At 35.8% G+C, this 21,932-nt stretch carries 15 protein-coding genes and 1 pseudogene; 6 read left to right on the top strand and 10 right to left on the bottom strand.

The features are described from left to right. Positions 1–298 precede the first annotated feature (298 nt). The 3 genes from A9G11_RS11540 to A9G11_RS11530 are packed head-to-tail and all read right to left on the bottom strand — an operon-like array spanning position 299 to position 4,479. Positions 299–1,486 carry a carbohydrate porin gene (locus A9G11_RS11540; RefSeq protein WP_065619763.1) on the bottom strand — a complete coding sequence of 396 codons (1,188 nt, stop codon included), beginning with the start codon at positions 1,484–1,486 and terminating at the stop codon, positions 299–301. A gap of 43 nt (positions 1,487–1,529) precedes the next feature. Next, entirely contained in the window at positions 1,530–2,882 is a 1,353-nt protein-coding gene (locus A9G11_RS11535; protein ID WP_065619762.1) for an MFS transporter, read from the bottom strand. Between the two features lie 28 nt (positions 2,883–2,910). Next, complete coding sequence (locus A9G11_RS11530) at positions 2,911–4,479, bottom strand: alpha-L-rhamnosidase-related protein (RefSeq protein WP_065619761.1); 1,569 nt, start codon at positions 4,477–4,479, stop codon at positions 2,911–2,913. Positions 4,480–4,803: 324 nt separating this feature from the next. Here A9G11_RS11530 and A9G11_RS11525 point away from each other — a divergent pair, with 324 nt between their 5' ends. After that, the gene (locus A9G11_RS11525) at positions 4,804–5,628 is read left to right on the top strand and encodes a helix-turn-helix domain-containing protein (protein ID WP_065619760.1); all 825 of its coding nucleotides are present in this window, start codon (positions 4,804–4,806) and stop codon (positions 5,626–5,628) included. 461 nt (positions 5,629–6,089) lie between these two features. On the opposite strand, the gene rlmF is transcribed toward A9G11_RS11525, so the two are convergent. Beyond that, positions 6,090–7,067 carry a 23S rRNA (adenine(1618)-N(6))-methyltransferase RlmF gene (rlmF, locus tag A9G11_RS11520; protein ID WP_065619759.1) on the bottom strand — a complete coding sequence of 326 codons (978 nt, stop codon included), beginning with the start codon at positions 7,065–7,067 and terminating at the stop codon, positions 6,090–6,092. A 534-nt stretch (positions 7,068–7,601) separates the two neighbouring features. Between rlmF and A9G11_RS11515 the strand changes: the two genes are divergently transcribed. From A9G11_RS11515 to A9G11_RS11505, 3 genes are all read left to right on the top strand, one after another. Further along, complete coding sequence (locus A9G11_RS11515) at positions 7,602–9,032, top strand: sodium:proton antiporter (RefSeq protein WP_065619758.1); 1,431 nt, start codon at positions 7,602–7,604, stop codon at positions 9,030–9,032. 1,185 nt (positions 9,033–10,217) lie between these two features. Further along, the gene (gene rhaS / locus A9G11_RS11510; RefSeq protein WP_065619757.1) at positions 10,218–11,042 is read left to right on the top strand and encodes an HTH-type transcriptional activator RhaS; all 825 of its coding nucleotides are present in this window, start codon (positions 10,218–10,220) and stop codon (positions 11,040–11,042) included. Between the two features lie 29 nt (positions 11,043–11,071). Further along, the gene (locus tag A9G11_RS11505; protein ID WP_065619756.1) at positions 11,072–11,962 is read left to right on the top strand and encodes a helix-turn-helix domain-containing protein; all 891 of its coding nucleotides are present in this window, start codon (positions 11,072–11,074) and stop codon (positions 11,960–11,962) included. Positions 11,963–12,138: 176 nt separating this feature from the next. Here A9G11_RS11505 and rhaM read toward each other — a convergent pair whose 3' ends face one another. The 6 genes from rhaM to rhaB form a co-directional block, all read right to left on the bottom strand. Beyond that, a complete protein-coding gene (gene rhaM / locus A9G11_RS11500; RefSeq protein ID WP_065619768.1) occupies positions 12,139–12,453 on the bottom strand; it encodes an L-rhamnose mutarotase in 315 nt (104 codons plus the stop codon). A gap of 88 nt (positions 12,454–12,541) precedes the next feature. Beyond that, entirely contained in the window at positions 12,542–13,693 is a 1,152-nt protein-coding gene (gene fucO, locus A9G11_RS11495) for a lactaldehyde reductase (protein ID WP_065619755.1), read from the bottom strand. Positions 13,694–13,709: 16 nt separating this feature from the next. Further along, positions 13,710–14,744: an L-rhamnose/proton symporter RhaT gene (rhaT, locus tag A9G11_RS11490; RefSeq protein ID WP_065619754.1), complete on the bottom strand. Its 1,035-nt coding sequence runs from the start codon at positions 14,742–14,744 to the stop codon at positions 13,710–13,712. Between the two features lie 55 nt (positions 14,745–14,799). After that, positions 14,800–15,627 (bottom strand): rhamnulose-1-phosphate aldolase, encoded by an 828-nt coding sequence (gene rhaD / locus A9G11_RS11485; protein WP_065619753.1) that lies wholly within the window; start codon positions 15,625–15,627, stop codon positions 14,800–14,802. A 13-nt stretch (positions 15,628–15,640) separates the two neighbouring features. Further along, complete coding sequence (locus A9G11_RS11480) at positions 15,641–16,891, bottom strand: L-rhamnose isomerase (protein ID WP_065619752.1); 1,251 nt, start codon at positions 16,889–16,891, stop codon at positions 15,641–15,643. Between the two features lie 43 nt (positions 16,892–16,934). Next, positions 16,935–18,356: a rhamnulokinase gene (gene rhaB / locus A9G11_RS11475; protein WP_065619751.1), complete on the bottom strand. Its 1,422-nt coding sequence runs from the start codon at positions 18,354–18,356 to the stop codon at positions 16,935–16,937. 209 nt (positions 18,357–18,565) lie between these two features. Between rhaB and asd the strand changes: the two genes are divergently transcribed. Further along, a complete protein-coding gene (gene asd, locus A9G11_RS11470) occupies positions 18,566–19,414 on the top strand; it encodes an archaetidylserine decarboxylase (protein WP_065619750.1) in 849 nt (282 codons plus the stop codon). A gap of 94 nt (positions 19,415–19,508) precedes the next feature. Next, positions 19,509–21,932, top strand: a pseudogene (mscM, locus tag A9G11_RS11465) (miniconductance mechanosensitive channel MscM); the annotation flags it as partial.

Here is a 21,932-nt window from a genome sequence, read left to right as displayed (position 1 = left end):
GATAAGAAGTTAGCCGATTTTTATTCGCGTTACTTTTAACCACGCGGACGACATTTTTTTAAGATCGATACGCTTTTGATAAGAAATCTGATAAGCCTTTTTACTGATGAGTGGTTTATATTTTATCTTGAATTCAAGTATGAAACTGTCTCAACTTTAAACGGTGACAGATAAATCACTATTCATGACTTACCTTGTTTAGTGTCACCATTATCTTAATTAAGATTTGCACTTTCCACACTTAATCATATGGGTAATTAAGTTATAAATACCTTAATTGGTTAGCCGGGAAAGGTTTTTAAAAGAAATATTTAAAACGGACTCTTGCGCCATAACGATTATCATCTCCGCCACCTTGTTTTTTATCTCGATCCAATTGTGACCAATAAGAACCAAGATATATATTAAAATTATCCATTCCCATAACATCAGCAATTAAGTAAGATGCGTTGATTGTATGTAATTTATATTTTCCTTTGGCATAAATCTCACCATCCCCTTTATAACTTGGGTTGAATGCTTTGATATCGTTGGCTGCAAAAATATAACCAAGTCCAATCCCATTCCAAACACCATTGACGCCGGCCGTGAAGTCTTTTTCTTGTTCAGCATCTAAATAAGCGAAGCTGGTATTGACTAAAATGCCTTCGCTCGATTTACTAAAATCACCCTCACTATTCCAACTCATGGTTAAACCATAACCGGTACGTTTTGATTGATCTAACCATTTACCTTTGCTGTCATTATAATAACGGTAGGCGTTATTAACGACGTTATGCTCAATGGCTATGGCAGAAGAAATATAATTATTTTTATAAGAAATAACCGGACGCAAATAGATCACATTTTTATCTTTATGTAATTTATAACCATGATAGGTATTATCATCAAATAGTGTCGTACCGTCTTTGATCATCGCATTAACCTGAAAATCAAAATTCCCCACATATTTGGTTAATTCAATTGCTCCGCCACTGCTACTACGGCCTCTCCCTTCTTTCATCATATAGATATAACCAAAACCGTCACTATACAGATCATTTGCCGTATTACCCGAATATTCAATGAACGTGTCTTGCCCTAAAGGGAACATATCATAAGCTTCATAACGACCAATTTTGATACGCCAATCATTTTGTTGGCCGAAATAAAAATCTGCATCATCCAAATTAACTTTACCGCTTAAATCGGCTAGCGGTTGAACTGAAAATCCCGCATAGGATTGATTATCTAACTCGCGGATACCGTCTAAGCCAATCAAAATTCGGCCATTAATATCCCAACGATCACTATCATTAGCATCAAAGTCTTTTTTAGCACTTGTCCTTACTGATGTTAATTGGTGTTTTTTACTTGCCGCATCAATATTAAACTCCACATCACCATACAGCTTAAGTTTGCCTTGCTCAGTCTGCCATTCAATTGATGCTAATGCTGAAACAGAATATAAACAACAGACTCCAGCTATTATTCTTAATTTCATTATTTTTCCCTCATAAATTAGTTAACAATACAACGTGATACATTTATTAGATATCCTTAGCATTACGACTTTTAGCATCAAGTTCGGCACGAATAGATGCATAGTTGTCATCAAGTTTATAAAACCTACCTATCCAAAACATTGAAGCAATAATTAATATGGCAGGAATGTATAAATAACAAAGCTTGATAGCAAAAAGAGCGCTCGGTTGTTGTACCGCATTTGCCACATAACCACCCGAGGAAAGTAAAAAACCGGTAATAGCACCAGCTCCAGCCATGGCAACTTTACCTAAAAATCCATTGATTGATGTTAAAATTCCAGCAGTATTAATACCGGTTTTCCAAACCCCATAATCCACGGGATCGGCTTGCATTGAAAAATAGATAGCTAAACGTTGGCCATGTCCGACGGATAAAATGATAGCTCCGAGAATAAGACAAACATGGTTAATACCTGACAACATCATAATGCCCATACCAATCAGATTAATGGTACTGGCAAACAAATAGATATGACGTTTTTTTAAGTAATTAGCGAGAAATGGTACAGTTAATGTGCCAAGTAAAGGTACAAAGGTAGAGATACCGGCAATAATGGATGTTAATTCGGTGCTTTGTACATAATAATTAAAAAAGTAGACTAATGATCCGGTTTGCAGGAAAAATGCCCCCCACATCAAAAAGATATTAAAGGCGAAAACCTTCCAAGGTGAATTACTTTTCAATCCTTGCCATGCTCTGGCTAGTGTCATTCTTTCTTGAGTGATATGGATTTTTTCCTCAACGTTTTTAAAACTCACAATTAAAAAGAATGTCGCAATAATGCCAAAAATAATTGCGGTATATAAAAACCCATAATTCTGATCGCCATGACCTAACGTAGCAACTAATGGTAATGTTGCTACAGCCACAATGGTTGAACCTAATGATCCTAACAAGATCCGTACTGAAGATAACGTTGTTCGCTCTAAAGAGTCAGCGGTAAGAAAAGGTAACATTGCACTAAATGGAATATTAACAATCGTATAAATAAAAGAGAGGCATAAGTATGTTACAAATGCATATATCAATTTACCGGTGATACCAAAATCAGGCACATAAAAAACTAATACACACAGCAAGCCAAATGGCACAGCCCCAATAAGTAGCCAAGGTCGGCAACGTCCCCAACGCGTTGAGGTATTATCAATAACCAGTCCCATTAACACATCAGCAACACCATCAACTAATCGAGTAATTAAGAACATAATGCCGACATAATAAGCCGGTAGTCCCATCACATCGGTATAAAAATACATGAGATATAACGAAATTAACTGCCACACAAGATTGCAAGATAAATCAGCTATCCCATAACCTATTCGTTGTTGCCAACGTTTAAATAGTGAATTCACCATATTGTCATCCTTTTATAAAATTATTGATTTAAAGCGAATATTGACGAATAAACCATGCCGGTGTGCAACTCCAAGCATGGCAATAACTATTAATGATTTTGCTACCATAAGGTGAGTAGTTAGGATTTTCTGGATCAAACAATTCCCAAAAGGTATCTGCCCCCAACTCCACCATTTTTCCCCAATAGGCTTTCATCTCCTCAATTGCTTTTTCATGTAAACCAAGTTTAAACAAAGCTAAAATATAGTGATGACGTAAATAAGGGGTATTCATACCAATTTCGGGAGGAGATGAGAGTAGATTGTTCATTAAAGTTTGTTGATGAGCTAAATCACCGACATCAGCAAGGATCATCCAAATTTGTGTGGCATAACTAACTTGCCGCTGTGAGCCACTAACATAAAAACCTAACTCAGCATCCCATAATTGATGACTGGCTTGCTTAAGATGATCTAAGTGTTGTTGTAATTTTGGTAATATTTCTGGTTCAAAAATTTGAGCAAGATGTAGTGCTTTATCCAGACAGTAAATTAACACGCCTTGCGAGGCACCTTGTTTATTAAGTTGATCATGCCAATCAATAAAAGACCACCAATCATCACCATCAGTGACTAAACCTTGCTTATCACAACGACTTAATCCTAGTTCGATCTGTTTTAAAGCGATTGGCCATAACTCTTTAACCGTTTGCGAATCTTTTGTTTCATTAAAATAGTGGTAAAGGATATCGACATAAAAAAGCGAATAATCAAATAAAAATGTATCATCAGCCACGACCTCAGGTCTAACAAAAATATTAGCCGAAACCATGCCATCTTCACGCCGATGCCCTGCAAATAAATATAAACAACGGCGAACAAGATCATAATGTTGAAAAGTAACACTATTAACCAAAGCTTGAAGACGTAAATCACCTAACCATAACCGTCGATCCCGTTTTGGACCATCTTCAAACACTTCTTGCATACAATTTCGTAGGGTAAGAACTGAAACCTGATCGATTTTTGCTAATTGAATATCATCACAGTGATACTCAATGCAACTATCCGGGGCTGAACTTACAGTTTTAACCTTTATATCTTTAAACATGATTTGATATTTCGGTGATAATGAAATAACCTCTATTTTTAGGTAGCGAAAACAATAGCGACGAGCTAAATTGACTTGCGCTGGTAACACATCAACATACTCATCATGTTGTTGTAACCAACTTTGACTTAACCATCCTCGATACTGATTAAATGGTTCAACGACTTCACAAAGTGTTTCCCCAAAGGTAAATTTAAGATGAGCAGGTGCATCTGGTGGGCTACCGACTGACTGGCATAAAAACGACAAATAACCAACGGCATGGGTACCTAAATCTAAAATAAAACTATCTCCGCTCTGAAAACAGTGATTCAAATAAGGTTGTGCTTCGCTAACGACATGAGCCAAATAACCATCAATCGCATCAGGATCTTGCGCTATTGTGATAATATTTTGAGGGTAAATGATATTTTGATGAATGGTTGGCAGTAAAGTTTCAGCTTTTGCTAGGAAAGAGGGATCTCTTTTCATAATAACATGATCATTTTTTTGTATCTTTTGTGCCATATAATCCTCCTGTTTGACCTGCTTAGGAGTATAGCTATGTGCGAATGAGCGTAGCTACCTTGACACTGCCAGATTAAATTCATAAATGGCAATAGCGGAAAGATCACAACGAGGAAGTTCACATTTTTTGAATTATTACTTTTTATATAAAAGTCAATTACCTTATTGTGTTATACAGATGACTGAAAGTGACATTATGTAATGATTTATCAACACAATAACAATTTTTTTCACTTTTGATCGAAGTAATTGTTGCTATTTTACTTTGTTGGCAAATCAACCATTGATAATTAAGATTAATTATAAGAAGTTAGGCTCGATATTATGAATACGTTAAAAATTAACACTTACTTTAATTCCGAATCAGACAAACTGGCATTATATAAAAGTGATCCGGAAAGTAATTGTATTGAACATAACCACGAATTTGATGAATTAGTCATTGTGGAACAAGGTCATGGATTACATGTTATCAATGGTCGCCCACTATTTATTCAGCAAGGCGATGTTTTTCTTGTTCGTGGTCATGATTACCATTTTTATGACGATTTAGGCACCTTAAAACTAACCAATATTCTGATTAATCCCTATCGTCAATTTGTTTTTTTAAATAAGATTGAAGAGCTATTAAATCCTATTTCTGCAAGTGATTTAAGTTCTTATATATGGCTCACACCAAGCCTACGCAAAGAGTGTAATACGGTTATTGATCAGCTTTTTAATTTAAAAAATCCGCTAGAATACCGAGAATACCTATTTTTTAAACTAATTACCCTAATCCTGCAATCTCAAGGACAAGCACAGAAAAATAATACTCGCTTTAAACTTCACTTATTACTTAATCATCTACAAGAAAATTGCTTTGATGAATATGATTGGAATGATATAGCCCAACGCTTCCATTTAACGCTTCGTACCATGTTCAGACATATAAAAGAAGCATCGGGCTTAACACCCGAAAATTATATCAAGCGTTTACGATTATTATCGGCAAGAAAAAAAATAAGGGAGAGTGACATGACAATCACTGAGATTTCACTATTATGCGGATTTATCAACAGCACCCACTTTTCCACGCTCTATAAAAAAGCCTTTGGCGTCACCCCGAGTGAAGAAAGGCGAAAAACAGAAACAATTGATATTAAGTAAAAAGCTAACCATTATGCCAAACAGCAACACAACTTACTACAATGTACATGAAATAAAAGGTGACAAATAATTTAGTCTTTTACTAATTTAATTTACACTTAGAGGTTGAATTCTGTGGTTTTAATAAGATTAAGCGGTATAGACTCCTGAATAATTTTTACCAATCGGCTGACCTGCATAAGCCAAACAGCAACACAACTTACTTCAATGTACATAAAATAAAAGGTGACAAGTAATTTAGCTTTTTATTAAATTAATTTACACTTAGATGTTGAATGTGGCCGTTTTGATAAGATTAAGCGGTATAGACTCCTGAATAATTTTTACCAATCGGCTGACCTGTATAGGCCAAATAACAACACAACTTATCGTAATGTACATGAAATAAAAGGCGACAAAAAATTAAGCCTTTTACTAACTTGATTCGCACTCAGAAGCTGAATGTAGCCGTTTTGATAAGTTTAAACGGTATAGACTCCTGAATAATTTTTACATATCTGCTTACGTTCATTGGCATTAAAGAAAGTCCATGCCACAAAACGGCTTATCTTATTACCTTGAGCCATAGGGATAATCTTCTTTTCAATAACCGCGACTTGTTTCAATTTTTTATCAAGTACCGCTAAAGATTCTTGTTTGGATACTAACGAAGTAAACCATAAGCATTGCTCTTTATAATCAGCACTTTCGGCGATCATATTAGCAATAAAGGTACTCTCTCCCCCTTTACACCATAATTCTGCCTGCTGTCCGCCAAAATTGAGTACCGTTTTTTGTGCCGAGTTGTTTAGTTTACCTAAATTTTTAAGCTTCTTTTGGGTACTTGCTAATGCCTCTTGTGCTGAAGCATGAAAAGGAGGATTACACAGTGTTAGCATATAAAACTCTTTCGGTTTTATGATATGTCGAAAAATGGCTGAACTATCTTGCTGTAACCGACACTGTAGCGCGCCATTTAATATCTTATTGGCTTGCGTGATTAACGAAGCAACTTTAATCGCCACAGGATTGATATCACTACCCACAAATGACCAACCATACTCAGCCCGACCAATAATTGGGTAGATCACATTAGCCCCCACCCCAATATCCAAGACTTTGACTTGCTTACCTACCGGAATAGTATTTTGGTTATCTTGTGCTAATAGATCCGCTAAATAGTGAATATAATCAGCACGTCCCGGAATAGGTGGACACAGAAAGTCATTTGGAATATCCCAATCAGTAAGTTGATAATAATGTAACAACAACGCCTTATTTAGCATTTTAACCGCAACAGGATCAGCAAAATCTATCGACCAATTACCATACCGGTTCTGTTTCACAAACGGTGACAATGCCGGTAGGGTTTTAGTGAGTGTCGCGAAGTGATAACCCGCGCGATGTTTATTGCGACTATGTAATGGGGATGATTGAATGACGGCTTGCTGTTTTTGCATAGTTAATCCAAAAATAAAATTTGTCGCTATTATAATGGTTTTAAAAACAATATGCGAAAGAGCCACACCTATGAATTGATATACCTGACTTGTTTTGACCTAACCGTATAAATAATGCTCGCTAATTCTGAAATTAACTCACTAGAGTGCAGAAAGGCATATCTAACCAATAAGTCGCGAAATTCTCTCACGGTTTTTGTTTATCTGTTTAACACTGCACATAATATACCAAGCATAATGCTGTTTTGATTTTTATACTGAGTTATTTGACAATTCTGTCTAAAAAACACGCTGTTAGGTGCTTGTTATAATAGGCTAATTACTCTATTACTTAGTTACAGTATATTGATGTTATTGAAACAGATTTTATTATTATTCAATTGGTTGTGATTAATGCATTTTACACATCTTGCTATAATTAACTGGTAAACCGTTTCATTATTATCAATCCGCTAATATGCCTATAGGTAATTGATTAGAAAAGTAATTTTCGATTTGCTATAATCTCGCATCCTAAAATTAATAGATATTATCATGAAAAACCGCCTTAACTTATCACTAATACTGTTTGTTATGCTGTTATTTACCCCTTTTGATCTCTTTGCTGCTGAATTTAGCGGGCAAAATTTATCACTACTCTGGGGCATTCCTTTTGTCGGAATTTTATTATCTATTGCATTATTACCCCTATTTTTTCCTCGTGTATGGCATCACAATTATGGCAAGATCATCTACTTTTGGACCTTGTTCTTTTTGATTGCTTTTATCATTTCTTATGGCTGGCAAATAACCATTAATCTCACGGTACATGCAATTTTAGAAGAGTATATTCCATTTATTTTATTATTATTGGTACTGTTCACGACATCTGGTGGCATTTTAATTAAAAGTGATAGGATAAGTACGCCAAAATTGAATGTTGGTATATTAGCTTTAGGAACAATAGCCGCATCAATTATGGGAACGACTGGCGCTGCCATGTTAATGATTCGCCCATTAATTCGTGCTAACCGTAATCGACAAAAGCGTGTCCATATTATTGTCTTTTTTATCTTTTTAGTTGCTAATATTGGTGGCGGTTTAACGCCGCTAGGTGATCCTCCACTATTTATCGGTTTTTTGAAAGGGGTCGATTTTTACTGGACGATTAAACACATGTTTTTTCCTGTCTTATTAACCACTATCTTGCTATTAACCATTTTTTATTGCATTGATTGTCACTATTACCACCAACAATATGGACATTCACAGCAAGATACCGCAACAACCAACTCTTCAGAACGAATCAAAATATATGGCATTATCAATATATTCCTACTATTGCTTGTCATTATTAGCGTACTTTTATCTGGTTTATGGAAATCCTCTATCAGTTTTACGGTTTTCAACTCACACATTACCTTACCCAATCTAGTACGAGACAGTTTATTTGTGCTGATCACATTAGTTTCCGTGTTAATCACTCCCAAGCAAGTCCGTTCGGCCAATGAATTTAATTGGCAACCTATTTTAGAAGTCGCCAGACTGTTTATTGGCATTTTCATTACGATTGCACCGGTACTTACTATTTTACGAGCAGGCTCTGACGGCGCTTTATCAACAATTGTTTCTATGGTAACGACAGACTCAGGTCAGCCTATTAACAGCATGTATTTTTGGCTATCCGGCTTGTTATCCGGATTTTTAGATAATGCACCAACTTATCTGGTCTTTTTTAATTTAGCATCAGGAGATGCACAGATATTAATGACAACCTTTGAAAAAACCTTATTAGCAATTTCAATGGGATCGGTATTTATGGGTGCGCTCAGTTACATTGGTAATGCACCTAACTTTATGGTTAAAAGCATTGCTAAACAACATAAGATAAAAATGCCAAATTTTTTAGGCTATATGAAATGGTCAATAGCTATTTTAATTCCTGTATTTATTATTAATAACTTAATATTTTTTATATTACTTTAAATAACCAAACAGTATGAGTGACCATTTTAATTTATGTATTGATTATCAATAAGTTAGATTTTCACTCATACTTTCATCTTAAAATAGCTGTAAAGATATTTCAGGTTAACTATATGTTTGAGTATAAAAACAAAGCCACACTTAACCTTTGAGTGCGAATTAAATTAGTAAAAGACTTAATTAATTGTCGCCTTTTTTAATATATATTGCGGTAAGTTGTGCGGTTGTTTGACCTATGCTCACCAGCAGATTGGTAAAAATTATTCAGGAGTCTATACCGTTTAAACTTATCAAAACGGCCACACTCAACCTTTGAGTGCGAATCAATTTAATAAAAGACTTAATTAATTGTCGCTTTTTATTTCATATATATTGCGGTAAGTTGTGCGGTTGTTTGACCTATGCTCACCAGCAGATTGGTAAAAATTATTCAGGAGTCTATACCGTTTAATCTAATCAAAACGGCTACATTCAACTTCTAATTGCGAATCAAGTTAATAAAAGACTTAATTATTTGTCGCCTTTTATTTCATATACATTACGATAAGTTGTACTACTATTTGGGCTATGCAAGTCAGCAGATTGGTAAAAATAATTCAGGAGTCTATACCGTTTAAACTTATCTAAACGGCTACACTTAACCTCTAATTGCGAATCAAGTTAATAAAAGACTTAATTAATTGTCGCCTTTTTTCAATATATATTGCGGTAAGTTGTACTACTGTTGGACCTATGCAAGTCAGCAGATTGGTAAAAATTATTCAGGAGTCTATACCGTTAAAATTTATCAAAACGCTTAAATTCAAGTACTAAATGTGAAGTTACAATTTTATGTGAGCTGAATAAACGTGTGATTTTGGCTAAATTATAACTCAACACACTTCACCCTATTATTTTAATGACACACTAATGTGTAGCAATATTAATTTTAATGTTTATTATCAATAGGTTATTCTTTCCACTCATACTTTCAAGTAAAAAAAGTTGTAAAGATATTTCAGGTTAACTATACGGTTGAGTATAAACACTATTATAAAAATGTGAGATTTCGCACATTTTTGATAAAAAGTCGCCTTTTCCTATAAATTACAGCCAAAAAAATATTTTCCATGTCCGAATATTGAAGGTAAGAGTTTCAATTCCTCCCTAGAATATTCTTATTATCATTAGAATGAGGATTAAATCATGGTACAGATGCTTTTGGATAAAGATTTTTTTTCTTCTAATGAGCAAAATATTACGCTTGAACCTAGAAACCCGCAGCCCGTTTATCCAGAACATACCCATAATTTTAATGAAATTGTTATCGTCACCGGTGGGCATGGTAAACATATTTTAAACGGTCATATGTTCGACTTATATCCAGGTATGATGTTTTATATTCATGCATCCGATTGTCACTTATATGAAAATGTCGATAATTTACAATTAACCAATATCTTATTTAGAGATCCGGATAAATTTAACTTTATTAATGGTATTGATGATTTAATACCCCAACAAGATCCATTTCAAGCCCACTACTTTTTTGATAAGAAGTGTGACACGAGTATTCAAACAATTTTAAACCAACTCAATAATACCACCAATGAATCAACTGCCTATCAAGAGAGCTTATTTTTACAGTTACTAATATTATTCAAACAGAATCAATATGTTGAAAAAGGAACCGGATCTAACGATAATCGAGTCAGGCAACTTTTACGTTGGGTACAAGTCCACTTCAAAGAAAGTATCGATTGGGAAAAGACAACTCAACAATTTTCATTATCATTGCGCTCATTCCACCGACATGTAAAAAATGAAATAGGTATTTCCCCGCAAAAATACCTTATTAAATTACGTTTAGCTGATGCCTATTCACAATTAATCTATACTAATAAGACAATAACAACAATTGCACAAGAGTGTGGTTTTAATGACAGTGCTTATTTTTCTACATGTTTTAAACAAGAGTTTAGTTTTTCGCCTCAGGCATTACGAAATAATCCAGATAAACGATATCATTAAGTATATCGTTAAATTGACAGGGATGGGTTATGCATAAAAATTTACGTTTATATAAACAAGATTATTTTATTTCAGATATTAATACAGTCGCTGTCGAAAAACGAGAACATCAAGATCCTTTTCCTTTACATGATCACGATTTTGATGAGTTAGTTGTTGTCTCTTCGGGAAATGGTTTGCACATATGGAATGATTATATCTATCCGATTACCAGTGGTGATATTCTTTATATTAATTATGATGATGTTCATGGTTATGAGTCGGTGAATAATCTGAAACTGGACAATATTTTATATACTCGGGAAACGCTTTTTTTATCTTCAATAATTGAAAAATATCTCCCCAAACACTCAGCAAAACATACTGAACGGGTATGGCGTATTCAACCTTCCTATATAAAACAGTTGCAACCCTTGATTGAACAACTCGCTATCGAGTCTAAAAAAAATAATTTAGCAGCAGTACATTTGTCAGAAGCGCTGTTTTTACAATTCGTTATTTTGTTAGACAGAATTAAACAACAACCAAATGACATTCAACCAACAGCAACACATCAATTAGATATACTCTTTACCGTACTTCATAATAGTATTGCTACTTCGTTTAACTTTGAGATGTTTTGTAAGGATCATAATCTTGCTGCTCGCTCACTGAGTCGTCTATTTAAAAATCAAACAGGAATGACAATAAGTGGTTATCTACAGAAACTACGACTATGTAAGGCGATGTCTTTACTTCGCAATACCGCTTATTCAATAAGTATTATCTCAGCGGAATGCGGTTATGATGATAGTAATTACTTTTCGGCGGTTTTTAAAAAAGAGACGGATCAAACGCCTTCACAATATCGTGCTAAATTTCGCGATCAGACCGATAATTCCAGCTTAATCACTAAAACAAATATGTCTGTACCTCAATAATCAAATAGGTAAGCGTGCTACTATCGCAGATCTATAACGCTGGTTATTAATCGATAGTTGCCTAAAGCGAATAAGCTATTGCCAGACAACAGAACTTTAGTAGTTTAACTGTAATTACTGCGAGCTAATTAGTGAATAAATTACTCTCTTTTGTTGCGTCAAAAGAGAGTAATAGCTTATTTGAGGTAAAACACTGGTAATAATTCTTCACTAATAGGACTATTATCAGCATTACTAGGCATAATATCTTTCATAAATGCCCACCATTTTTGACATGCTTGTGTTTGTGACACTGCGTTCCAACGCTCTTCAGATTCAATTTCGACATAGGCAAATAACAAATTACGTTTTTTATCTAAGAAAATTGAATAATTATGTGCGCCATGTGATTTTAATACTTCGACTAATTCAGGAAAAATTTCATCATGGCGTTTTTTGTATTCGGCATGTTTATCTGGATTAACCTGCATTATGGAGGCTTTTCTAATCATAATATCTCCTTTTATTTTGCTTATTGATAATAACTGAAATGGGTTAACGGTTGTTTTATAACCCATTTCAATCTCAATAAACAATTAACTAATAGATTGAATTATATAATTCCTCGATCTCTTTAACATTGGTTTCTCGAGGATTTCCTCCAGTACATACATCGTCAAAAGCAGCTTGAGCTAATGCCGGAATGTCTTCTTTTTTAACCCCAATTTCTTTCAATGTCGCAGGAATACCTACATCTTTGTTAAGTTGTTTAACCGCATTTACTGCTGCTTGTCGGGCTGCTTGTGTATTCATGGTTTCTGTGCCACTTACCCCCATTGCTTTGGCAATATCACGATATTTGTCAGCGGTAAAATCAGCATTATAAGCCATAATATGTGGTAATAAGACTGCATTAGCCACACCATGTGGAGTGCCATAGAAAGCACCTAATGGATGCGCCATACCATGAACTAAACCTAAACCAACGTTAGAAAAGCCCATACCTGCGATATATTGACCCAATGCCATATCTTCGCCACCTTTGGCTATACCTTTGACTGAATCTCGTAATGAACGGGAGATCACTTCAATCGCTTTTAGGTGGAACATATCGGATAATTCCCATGCACCTTTAGTAATATAACCTTCGATAGCATGTGTTAAAGCATCAACGCCGGTTGCGGCTTTTAAACTCGCTGGCATACTGGCCATCATGTCAGAATCAATAATTGCGACAGCGGGAATATCATGCGGATCAACACAAACAAATTTACGTTTCTTCTCTTCATCGGTGATCACATAATTGATAGTTACTTCAGCTGCAGTCCCTGCAGTGGTTGGAATCGCAATTGTTGGTACAGCCGGTTTTTTGGTTGGTGCAACCCCTTCCAAACTACGTACATCGGCAAATTCAGGATTGTTGATAATAATACCAATCGCTTTTGCTGTATCTTGTGGTGATCCACCACCAATTGCTATCAAATAGTCAGCACCTGAATTTTTAAAGACTTCTACACCTTTTTTTACCACACCAATAGTAGGATTTGGCATAACTTCATCAAAAACCTGATAAGTTAAACCATTTTGATCTAATAAATGGGTAACTTTAGTTGCGACATTAAATTTTATTAAATCTTTATCCGTGACAACTAATGCCTTTTTAAAACCTCGTTTTTTAACTTCATCTACAATGTTGCTAATTGAACCTGCACCAAAATAAGATGTTTCATTTAAAATCATACGATAAGACATAATTTATTCCTTTTAATTAATTTGCCATGCCCAAGCCCACAATATTGGCAGCAAGAATAATCACTAAACAGCCAATACAAAGTATGCGTACTGGTTTTTTGCCTGTACCAAACCACTCTTTTAAAACTAAACCAACAAGTCCACCACATAAGACATAGAAACTCATATGTAACATCCAACTCATAAAACCATACTCTGTTGGAATATTGGCGTGACCCCAAGCATAGAAGAAGAATTGAAAATACCACATGGCGCCACCAAGAATGGCAAATAATGCATTACTAATTAATAGAGACTTAGCCACGGACATATCTTGTTTGAAAGAAAGATCCTTTTTGACACATAATCGTGAAATACAAAAGCCAAGATTAATAATAGCACCCCCACCCATAATGACGACATAACTCGGTAATGCAACATAAAGATGATTAACACCAAGTTCTGCTGCATAAGCATGCATAGGAACTGCCGCGCTCATCGCAAATGACATGCCAGCAGAAAAGATCCCACACATAACTGCTAATAATAATCCTTTTTTAAGATTAAAGTCAGCAACTTGTACACCTAGTGTTTTTTCTTTTAACAATCCGGCATAAGAGACGATTGCTACACCAACAACCGCAACAATAACACCTAATATGGTCATTTTGCCGCCAGTGGAGGCGATAAGTTCACCGAATTTACCTTGTAAAATAGGCGTCATTAATGTCCCAACGATTAAGGTAATACCAATGGCAATACCGATCCCCATTGACATACCCAAATAACGCATTGTTAATCCATAACCGACATTACCAACACCCCACATTGCGCCAAATAAGAACACTGGAATAAGCACTTTTGAATCAAATGATCCATAATATGCCCAAAAATCAGGCAGTAAAAAATAACTAATTGACCATGGCAAAATGATCCACGAGAAAATACCTGCTATTGACCACATGGTTTCCCATGACCAATTTTTTACTTTTTTCAAAGGTGCATAAAAACATGCCGCCGATGCGGCACCAACAAAGTGCCAAAAAATACCTAAAATAATCGAACTACCCATATATTTATCCTTGTATTAATTTAAATATAACTCTAAGTTCTGTTATTTAATCCAACTATTTTTCTTGTAATGCTTCTTCCATAGGATTAACGCCAAAACGTTCAGCCAGATGTCTAAATTGTTCAATGGAAATAGTTTGACGTTTTCCACCCATAGACAGTACTTTGACTAATACTTCGGCTGATTTTTCAGCCGTATCAATCAAACCAAATGCCTCATCGAGGGTCGGCCCGGTACCGAAAACACCATGAAAAGCCCATAATACCAATGTATGTTTAGCCATCTGTTTAGCTGTTGCATAACCGATTTCGTCTTTGCCCGGTACCATCCAAGGCACCACACCGACACCGTCAGGAAAGACCACCAAACATTCGGTACTCATTTCCCACAACAACCTTGTTATCACAGCACTATCAAGCTCTAGTACATAAGTCAAGGCAATTAAGTTAGTCGCATGGCAATGCATAATGACACGATCTTTACCTTGACTTTGTTCCATACGGACAATGTGTGATTGTAAATGTGCAGCAAGTTCTGATGTCGGCAATCCGCCATTAATCAGTCCCCACATTATGTAATATCCCTTACCCTGCTCATCGATTTTAACAACCGCTAAAGTATCAGCAGGATCTAAAATGACATTACGGAAAAATTTACCCGATCCAGTCACAATAAAGTATTGATTAGCAAGTTTAGTCACATCTTGGGTTAAAGAAACATGACGAGGGTTTTGATAAAAGTCACCTTGAAACGAAATGACATCGCTTTCAAGTAATCTCAAACTGACATTACCACCATTTCTTTCATCCCAACCTTTTAACCACATATCATATGTGGCTTTAATCATGCCTTGAACAAACCATGAAGATTGAATCTGTTGCATATTTTTCACCTTATTATCGTTGACTTAATACAGTTTTTTCATATTGACGAACTTCATCCAACCACGCGCGACCAACAGGTACATTGTTTAATTCACAATATTTATCCCATACTGCTTGCCATGGTAATGATTTCTGCTCTTCTAAAAGCGCTAAACGAGAGGTAAAATCACGTTCATTTTCATAAGCTTTTAGTTGTGCAGTTGGTTCTAATAACGCTTTTAACAAACATTTTTTCATATTGCGCGTTCCAATAACCCAAGCGGCAATACGGTTAATAGAAGCATCAAAGAAATCTAACCCGATATGGACTCGATTGAATAAGTTGTTACGGATAATTTCACTGGCGATATTTTGTGTTTCATCATCAAAAAGCACCACATGATCACTATCCCAACGGACTGGACGACTAACATGTAATAGTAAATGTTCAACAAATGGCATTACGGCTGAAATTTTGTCAGAAATGACTTCTGTAGGGTGGAAATGCCCAGCATCTAAACAAAGTGCTGTTTTGCGCGAAGTCGCATAAGCTAAATAGAATTCATTTGATCCTGCAGTATAGGACTCTAAACCAATACCAAATAATTTACTTTCAACCGCATCGATATGGTATTTAGTATCGATTTTTTCGCTAATAACTTCATCTAACGACTCTAACAGACGTTGTCTTGGTGCAAATTTATCAACCGTAATATCTTTCATACCGTCAGGTAACCAAATATTCATTACTGATGCGGTACCAAGTTCTCTACCGAAATATTCCGACACTTTACGGCAAGCCTTACCATGATCGATCCAAAATTGGCGAATCTCTTTATTGACATGGGTTAAGGTTCCTTCATTACTCAAAGGGTGTGAAAAATAAGTAGGATTAAAATCTAAGCCGATTTTATGATGTTTTGCCCAATCTACCCATTTAGCAAAATGTTCAGGTTTTACTTCATTACGATCAACTTTGTGATCTGCCTCTAAATAAGAAGCATGTAAATTTAATCTTTTAGGTCCGGGAATAAGGCTAAATGCTTTATCCAAATCAGATCGCAGTTCAATAGCTGTTCTTGCTTTTCCCGGATAATTACCGGTTGCTTGTATTCCACCAGTTAAATCACCATCTTGATTTTCAAAGCCAGCTACATCATCGCCTTGCCAGCAATGAACTGAGATAGGTAACTTAGCCATTGCAGTAAGTGCTGCATCAGTATCTACCCCTATTTCAGCAAATCTTGCTTTAGCAATTTGGTATGCATTGTCAATAACACTCATCTGGAACTCCTTAGTAAAATTGGTAAATAAAATAATTGGTTAATTAATTTTTTCCTGTTGGAAAATAATATTTAGTCTCGAAATTTTTGGAAATGATATGCCGCAATGTGTTTACATCTGCAATATCTCCTAATGAAATAAGTTGATAACCAATATTGCCTAATGCCGAAGACTCTATCGGGCCTGCGGTAACATCAATATTGCAAATATCCGCACATAACTGATTTAAAAACTCATTTTGACAACCACCACCAACAATATGTAAGGTTTTAATCGGTTGTGTCGTTAAAGAAGAAAGTTGATCGACAACATCTTTATAAAGCTTAGCTAAACTGTCGAAAATACAACGAACTAACTGCGGTAATGTTTGAGGGACAGAGCGTGGATCATTCGGGTTGTTTTCTAAACAAACCTGTTTAATGGTCTCTGTCATAGATTCTGGATTTAAGAATCTTGGATCATTTGGATTAACAAGATATAAGAATGGTTGTTCTTTTTTAGCCAATTCAATCAACTGAACAATATCAGTAACACTATGTTCTGAGCAGACACGTTGAAATAACCATAATCCCATGATATTTTTCAGTACCCGATAATGTCCGTTTACGCCACCTTCATTGGTAATATTGGCTTCTAATGCTTGCTTTGTTGTAAAAGGTTGTTTTGACTCAATCCCCATTAAAGACCATGTGCCGGAACATAAATAAGCACTATTTAGATCACTTAACGGCGATGCGATCACTGCACTGGCAGTATCATGACTCGCCACAGAAACTACCGGGATCTGATCGCCTTTGCTACTCGTCCAATAACCAACACGATTGCCCGGAACTTGGATTTCACCAAACCATTTACGAGGTAAACCGAGATAGTTAAGTAAATCCTCATCCCAATCATTTGTGGTAACATTAACTAATTGGGTGGTGGTAGCATTGGTATATTCACGATTAAGTTGACCGGTCAATCTATAAATGAGGTAATCGGGGATCATGACAAAATCAGTGACTTGCGATAACCAAGTCGGTTTTTCAAGCATCATTGCTTTAAGTTGATACAGCGTATTAAACGTTAAAAACTGAATACCCGTTTTTTGATAAATATTTTCTGCACCAAATTCTTGTTGCACTTTGCTTAAAATATTATCGGTTCGATGATCGCGATAAGCGTAAGTTGGACCAACGACATCCCCCTTTTTATCAAGTAACACATAATCCACGCCCCAAGTGTCAATCCCGATGCTATCGAGTTTAATACCTTGATCGACGATTTTATTTAATCCAATCAATATTTGTTGTTCTAAGTAAGGAAGATCCCAACAACAATGGGAATCAATTTGTTGAAATGAATTGGTAAATCGATGAATCTCTTTAAGTGTTAAGTGTTGATTTGATTGCTGATAACATGACAACATTACTCTACCGCTCGATGCACCTAAGTCAATAGCTGCAATATATCTCTCGGTCATCATTACTACCCTTATTATTTATAATAGCTACAGTGTAGAAAGGAATGACGATAGAAACTTTTAATCAATTGCCAATGTTTACGTTTTTATGGCAAAATATTTAAACTTTATGTGATCAACAGCACAAATCCTTAATTACCTTTCACTTTATACATTCCCTATAAATATTGTTATAATGCTACATTTCCACAAACAAACGAGAGCAATCTATGTTAAACCAATTAAAAGCAATAATTCAGTATCTCCTGCCTAAGCAATTATTAACCGGTATCTTTGGTTGGTTAGCTAAAAAAGAGTTGGGTAAAGTCACTACTTGGATGATTATGGGTTTTAGTAAGCTGTATAAAGTGGATTTAAGTGAAGCAGAACTAACTAATGTTAAAGATTATAAAACCTTCAATAATTTCTTTGCGCGCAAATTAAAAGATGATGCTCGCCCTATCGATGAAGCAAGTAACAGTATTGTTATGCCGGCTGACGGTGTGTTAAGTCAATTTGGGCAAATTCAAGATACACAATTAATACAAGCTAAAGGGCATTTTTACTCTCTTGATTCACTTGTTGCCTGTCATCCTGAGATGATCAAGTTCTTTAAAAATGGATCTTATGCGACCACCTACTTATCACCTAAAAATTATCACCGTTTTCATATGCCTTGTGACGGTGTATTACGTGAGATGATCTACGTTCCTGGTTCACTATTTTCAGTCAATAAAGCAACAACTGAGAGTATTGATAATATTTTTGCTCGTAATGAACGCGTAATTTGTCTTTTTGAAACAGAGTTTGGCCCTATGGCACAAATCTTAGTTGGTGCAACTATTGTCGGCAGTATTGAAGTTGAATGGGAAGGTGTGATCACGCCTCCACGAGACGGCATTATGAAACGTTGGACTTATTCTGGTGAGGTGAAATTAACTAAAGGACAAGATATGGGGTGCTTTAAATTAGGCTCAACTGTTATTACACTATTTGCGTCAAATACAATTGAGTTTGCCGACAACTTAAAAATGGGTGACATTACCCGAGTGGGTCAAAAACTTGCCCAAAGGATCTAATCTTATGTGGATGCGTGTTGTTTGCTGTTGGATATTGGTACTGTTCGCCTCTGTCACTTTTGCTGAAGAGGCAAACATTAACATTAATAACGAGGAAGAACTTACGCAAATTGTCGATCAGTTAGCTGACACCAATGATGATTTACGTCAAAATCTCGAATCACAAAAAAATCATTTAACCAGTATTATTAACGAACAAACCAACATTTCAACGCAAATTTCACATGTCCAAAATACCTTAGCAACGCTGGATGAACAAGGTGAATGGTTGAGTTTTTCCACCTCACTGGGTGAAACTCTGCGACAACAATTATTGCGCTTACCGGAAAAACCAAAATCGCAGGCTTTAGATGCTGAAATTGCTGAGGTCAAAGCGCAACAACTGAAATACAGCAATAACTTAACACTATTAGATAACTACCCAAACTTAGTTAGTCCACTTAATAGCCTTAAACTTGCAACCCAATATCGCCGTTTACTACGCGATCAAAGTGAACTACTTAAAACGTTAATAACAGGTACTGATACCACTATTCTTGAATTAACCAAGTTAAAAATTGCCAATAAACAATTAACCAATGCCATTGATGAAGTCAACGATGCAGCACATCGCTACTTTTTCTGGGTTGCTGATGTGAATCCAATCACACTGAGTTTTCCATTAAGTTTGGCTAAAGATGTGGTTTATGTTATTTTTTCTGTCAATACGCTATCACAACTCTATAATGCCAGCAGTGAAGTACTTTCTGCGCCTAAACCATTATTTTTACTAATTTTATCTTTGATATTTGTTTTTGCCCATTTTAAAATGCGCAGCAAGTATTACGCTTTTTTGAATAAATCCTCTACTCGTGTTGGTAAAGTCACCCAAGACAGTTATTCATTAACTTTAAAAGTCATTATTTACTCATTAATTATGGCACTACCTATCCCTATTTTATGGGCTGTGTTTGGTTATGCCTTACAAATTAATTGGGATTATCCGGTAGCTGTCGCTTTGGGATATGGTGTTAATGCTGCTTCACCCATTTTATGGGTATTTATTATCACCGCCCACTTTGCTTCACCGAATGGTCTATTTATCACGCATTTTGCCTGGTCAAGACAAAATGTACGTGCGGCAATGAAGTATTATCAGCTTTCAGTTTGGGTTGTTATCCCACTGGTGATGATTGTAATGAGCTTCGATCAGTATAATAACCGGCAATTTGCTGCCACAATTGGTCGGGGTGCTTTTATTATTCTCTGTTTTGCATTGGTGTTTATGACCAATTCAATTCACCGTGCAGGCGTACCTCTTTATATTGATAAAAAGGGATCGGGTGATAACTTATTAAGTCATATCCTGTGGTCTATTCTATTAAGCGCGCCTTGGCTCGCTATTATTGCCGCTTGTTTAGGTTATTTATCTACCGCACAAGTCCTATTAGGTCGGCTTGAGGCTTCTGTTGTCATCTGGTTTGGTCTATTAGTGATCTACTTTATGATTCGCCGTTGGATGTGGATCCAAAAACGACGTCTTGAGTTTGAACGCGTAAAACAACGACGTTTAGAGCGTATGCAACGAGCTAAAACCCACGATGAAGAATTGACATCCATTAATGAAGGCGTCGATGAACCGGTCATTGACTTAGATGAAATTAGTGCGCAATCATTACATTTAGTTCGCTCAATTATTATGTTAGTTGCCTTAATCAGCATGATTTTGCTCTGGTCAGAATTACATTCTGCCTTTGCTTTTATGAATAACATTAAGCTTTGGGGAACTAGCGCGGTTGTCAATGGTACTGAAATTGAACAATATATTACGCTTGGTGCGCTTTGTATTGCCATTTTAGTTATGACCATAACTATCCAATTGGTAAAAAATCTACCGGCATTACTGGAATTAGGCATTTTACAACATTTAGATCTCGCTCCCGGCACCGGTTATGCTATTTCAACTCTATCGAAATACATCATTTTAATGATTGGTTGCATGGTGGCTTTTTCGTTTATTGGTATCGATTGGTCAAAAATTCAGTGGCTTATTGCAGCGCTTGGTGTTGGTTTAGGCTTTGGTTTACAAGAAATTTTTGCTAACTTTGTTTCTGGTTTAATCATCTTATTTGAAAAGCCTGTCCGTATTGGTGATACCGTTACTATACGTGAACTTACCGGCAATATAACCAAAATTAATACAAGAGCCATTACTATCGTTGATTGGGATCGTAAAGAGATCGTTATGCCCAACAAAGCCTTTATAACCGAACAACTGGTCAACTGGTCTTTATCTGATTCGATCACTCGTATTGTGCTTACTATTCCTGCAACAATAGATGCCGATAGCGATCTGGTTATTAGCCTGTTACAACAAGCTGCTTTAGAGTGTGAATATGTGCTTAAAGATCCTGAACCACAAGTTTTTCTGGTTGATATTCAAGAAGGTATTCAATTATTTGAATTACGGGTGTTTGCCGCGGAAATGGGGCATCGAATGCTACTGCGCAGTGGTATTCAAAAACTGATCATCGAAGCT

The organism is Gilliamella sp. wkB108 (assembly GCF_001690195.1).
GTDB lineage: Bacteria > Pseudomonadota > Gammaproteobacteria > Enterobacterales > Orbaceae > Gilliamella > Gilliamella apicola_L.
This window is presented reverse-complemented; position numbering and strand designations above follow the sequence as displayed.

Coding starts and splice junctions, on each gene's coding strand:
- A9G11_RS11535 (WP_065619762.1), bottom strand. CDS start 2,882: ATGGTGAATTCACTATTTAAACGTTGGCAACAACGAATAGGTTATGGG.
- A9G11_RS11530 (WP_065619761.1), bottom strand. CDS start 4,479: ATGGCACAAAAGATACAAAAAAATGATCATGTTATTATGAAAAGAGAT.
- A9G11_RS11525 (WP_065619760.1), top strand. CDS start 4,804: ATGAATACGTTAAAAATTAACACTTACTTTAATTCCGAATCAGACAAA.
- rlmF (WP_065619759.1), bottom strand. CDS start 7,067: ATGCAAAAACAGCAAGCCGTCATTCAATCATCCCCATTACATAGTCGC.
- A9G11_RS11515 (WP_065619758.1), top strand. CDS start 7,602: ATGAAAAACCGCCTTAACTTATCACTAATACTGTTTGTTATGCTGTTA.
- rhaS (WP_065619757.1), top strand. CDS start 10,218: ATGGTACAGATGCTTTTGGATAAAGATTTTTTTTCTTCTAATGAGCAA.
- A9G11_RS11505 (WP_065619756.1), top strand. CDS start 11,072: ATGCATAAAAATTTACGTTTATATAAACAAGATTATTTTATTTCAGAT.
- rhaM (WP_065619768.1), bottom strand. CDS start 12,453: ATGATTAGAAAAGCCTCCATAATGCAGGTTAATCCAGATAAACATGCC.
- fucO (WP_065619755.1), bottom strand. CDS start 13,693: ATGTCTTATCGTATGATTTTAAATGAAACATCTTATTTTGGTGCAGGT.
- rhaT (WP_065619754.1), bottom strand. CDS start 14,744: ATGGGTAGTTCGATTATTTTAGGTATTTTTTGGCACTTTGTTGGTGCC.
- rhaD (WP_065619753.1), bottom strand. CDS start 15,627: ATGCAACAGATTCAATCTTCATGGTTTGTTCAAGGCATGATTAAAGCC.
- A9G11_RS11480 (WP_065619752.1), bottom strand. CDS start 16,891: ATGAGTGTTATTGACAATGCATACCAAATTGCTAAAGCAAGATTTGCT.
- rhaB (WP_065619751.1), bottom strand. CDS start 18,356: ATGACCGAGAGATATATTGCAGCTATTGACTTAGGTGCATCGAGCGGT.
- asd (WP_065619750.1), top strand. CDS start 18,566: ATGTTAAACCAATTAAAAGCAATAATTCAGTATCTCCTGCCTAAGCAA.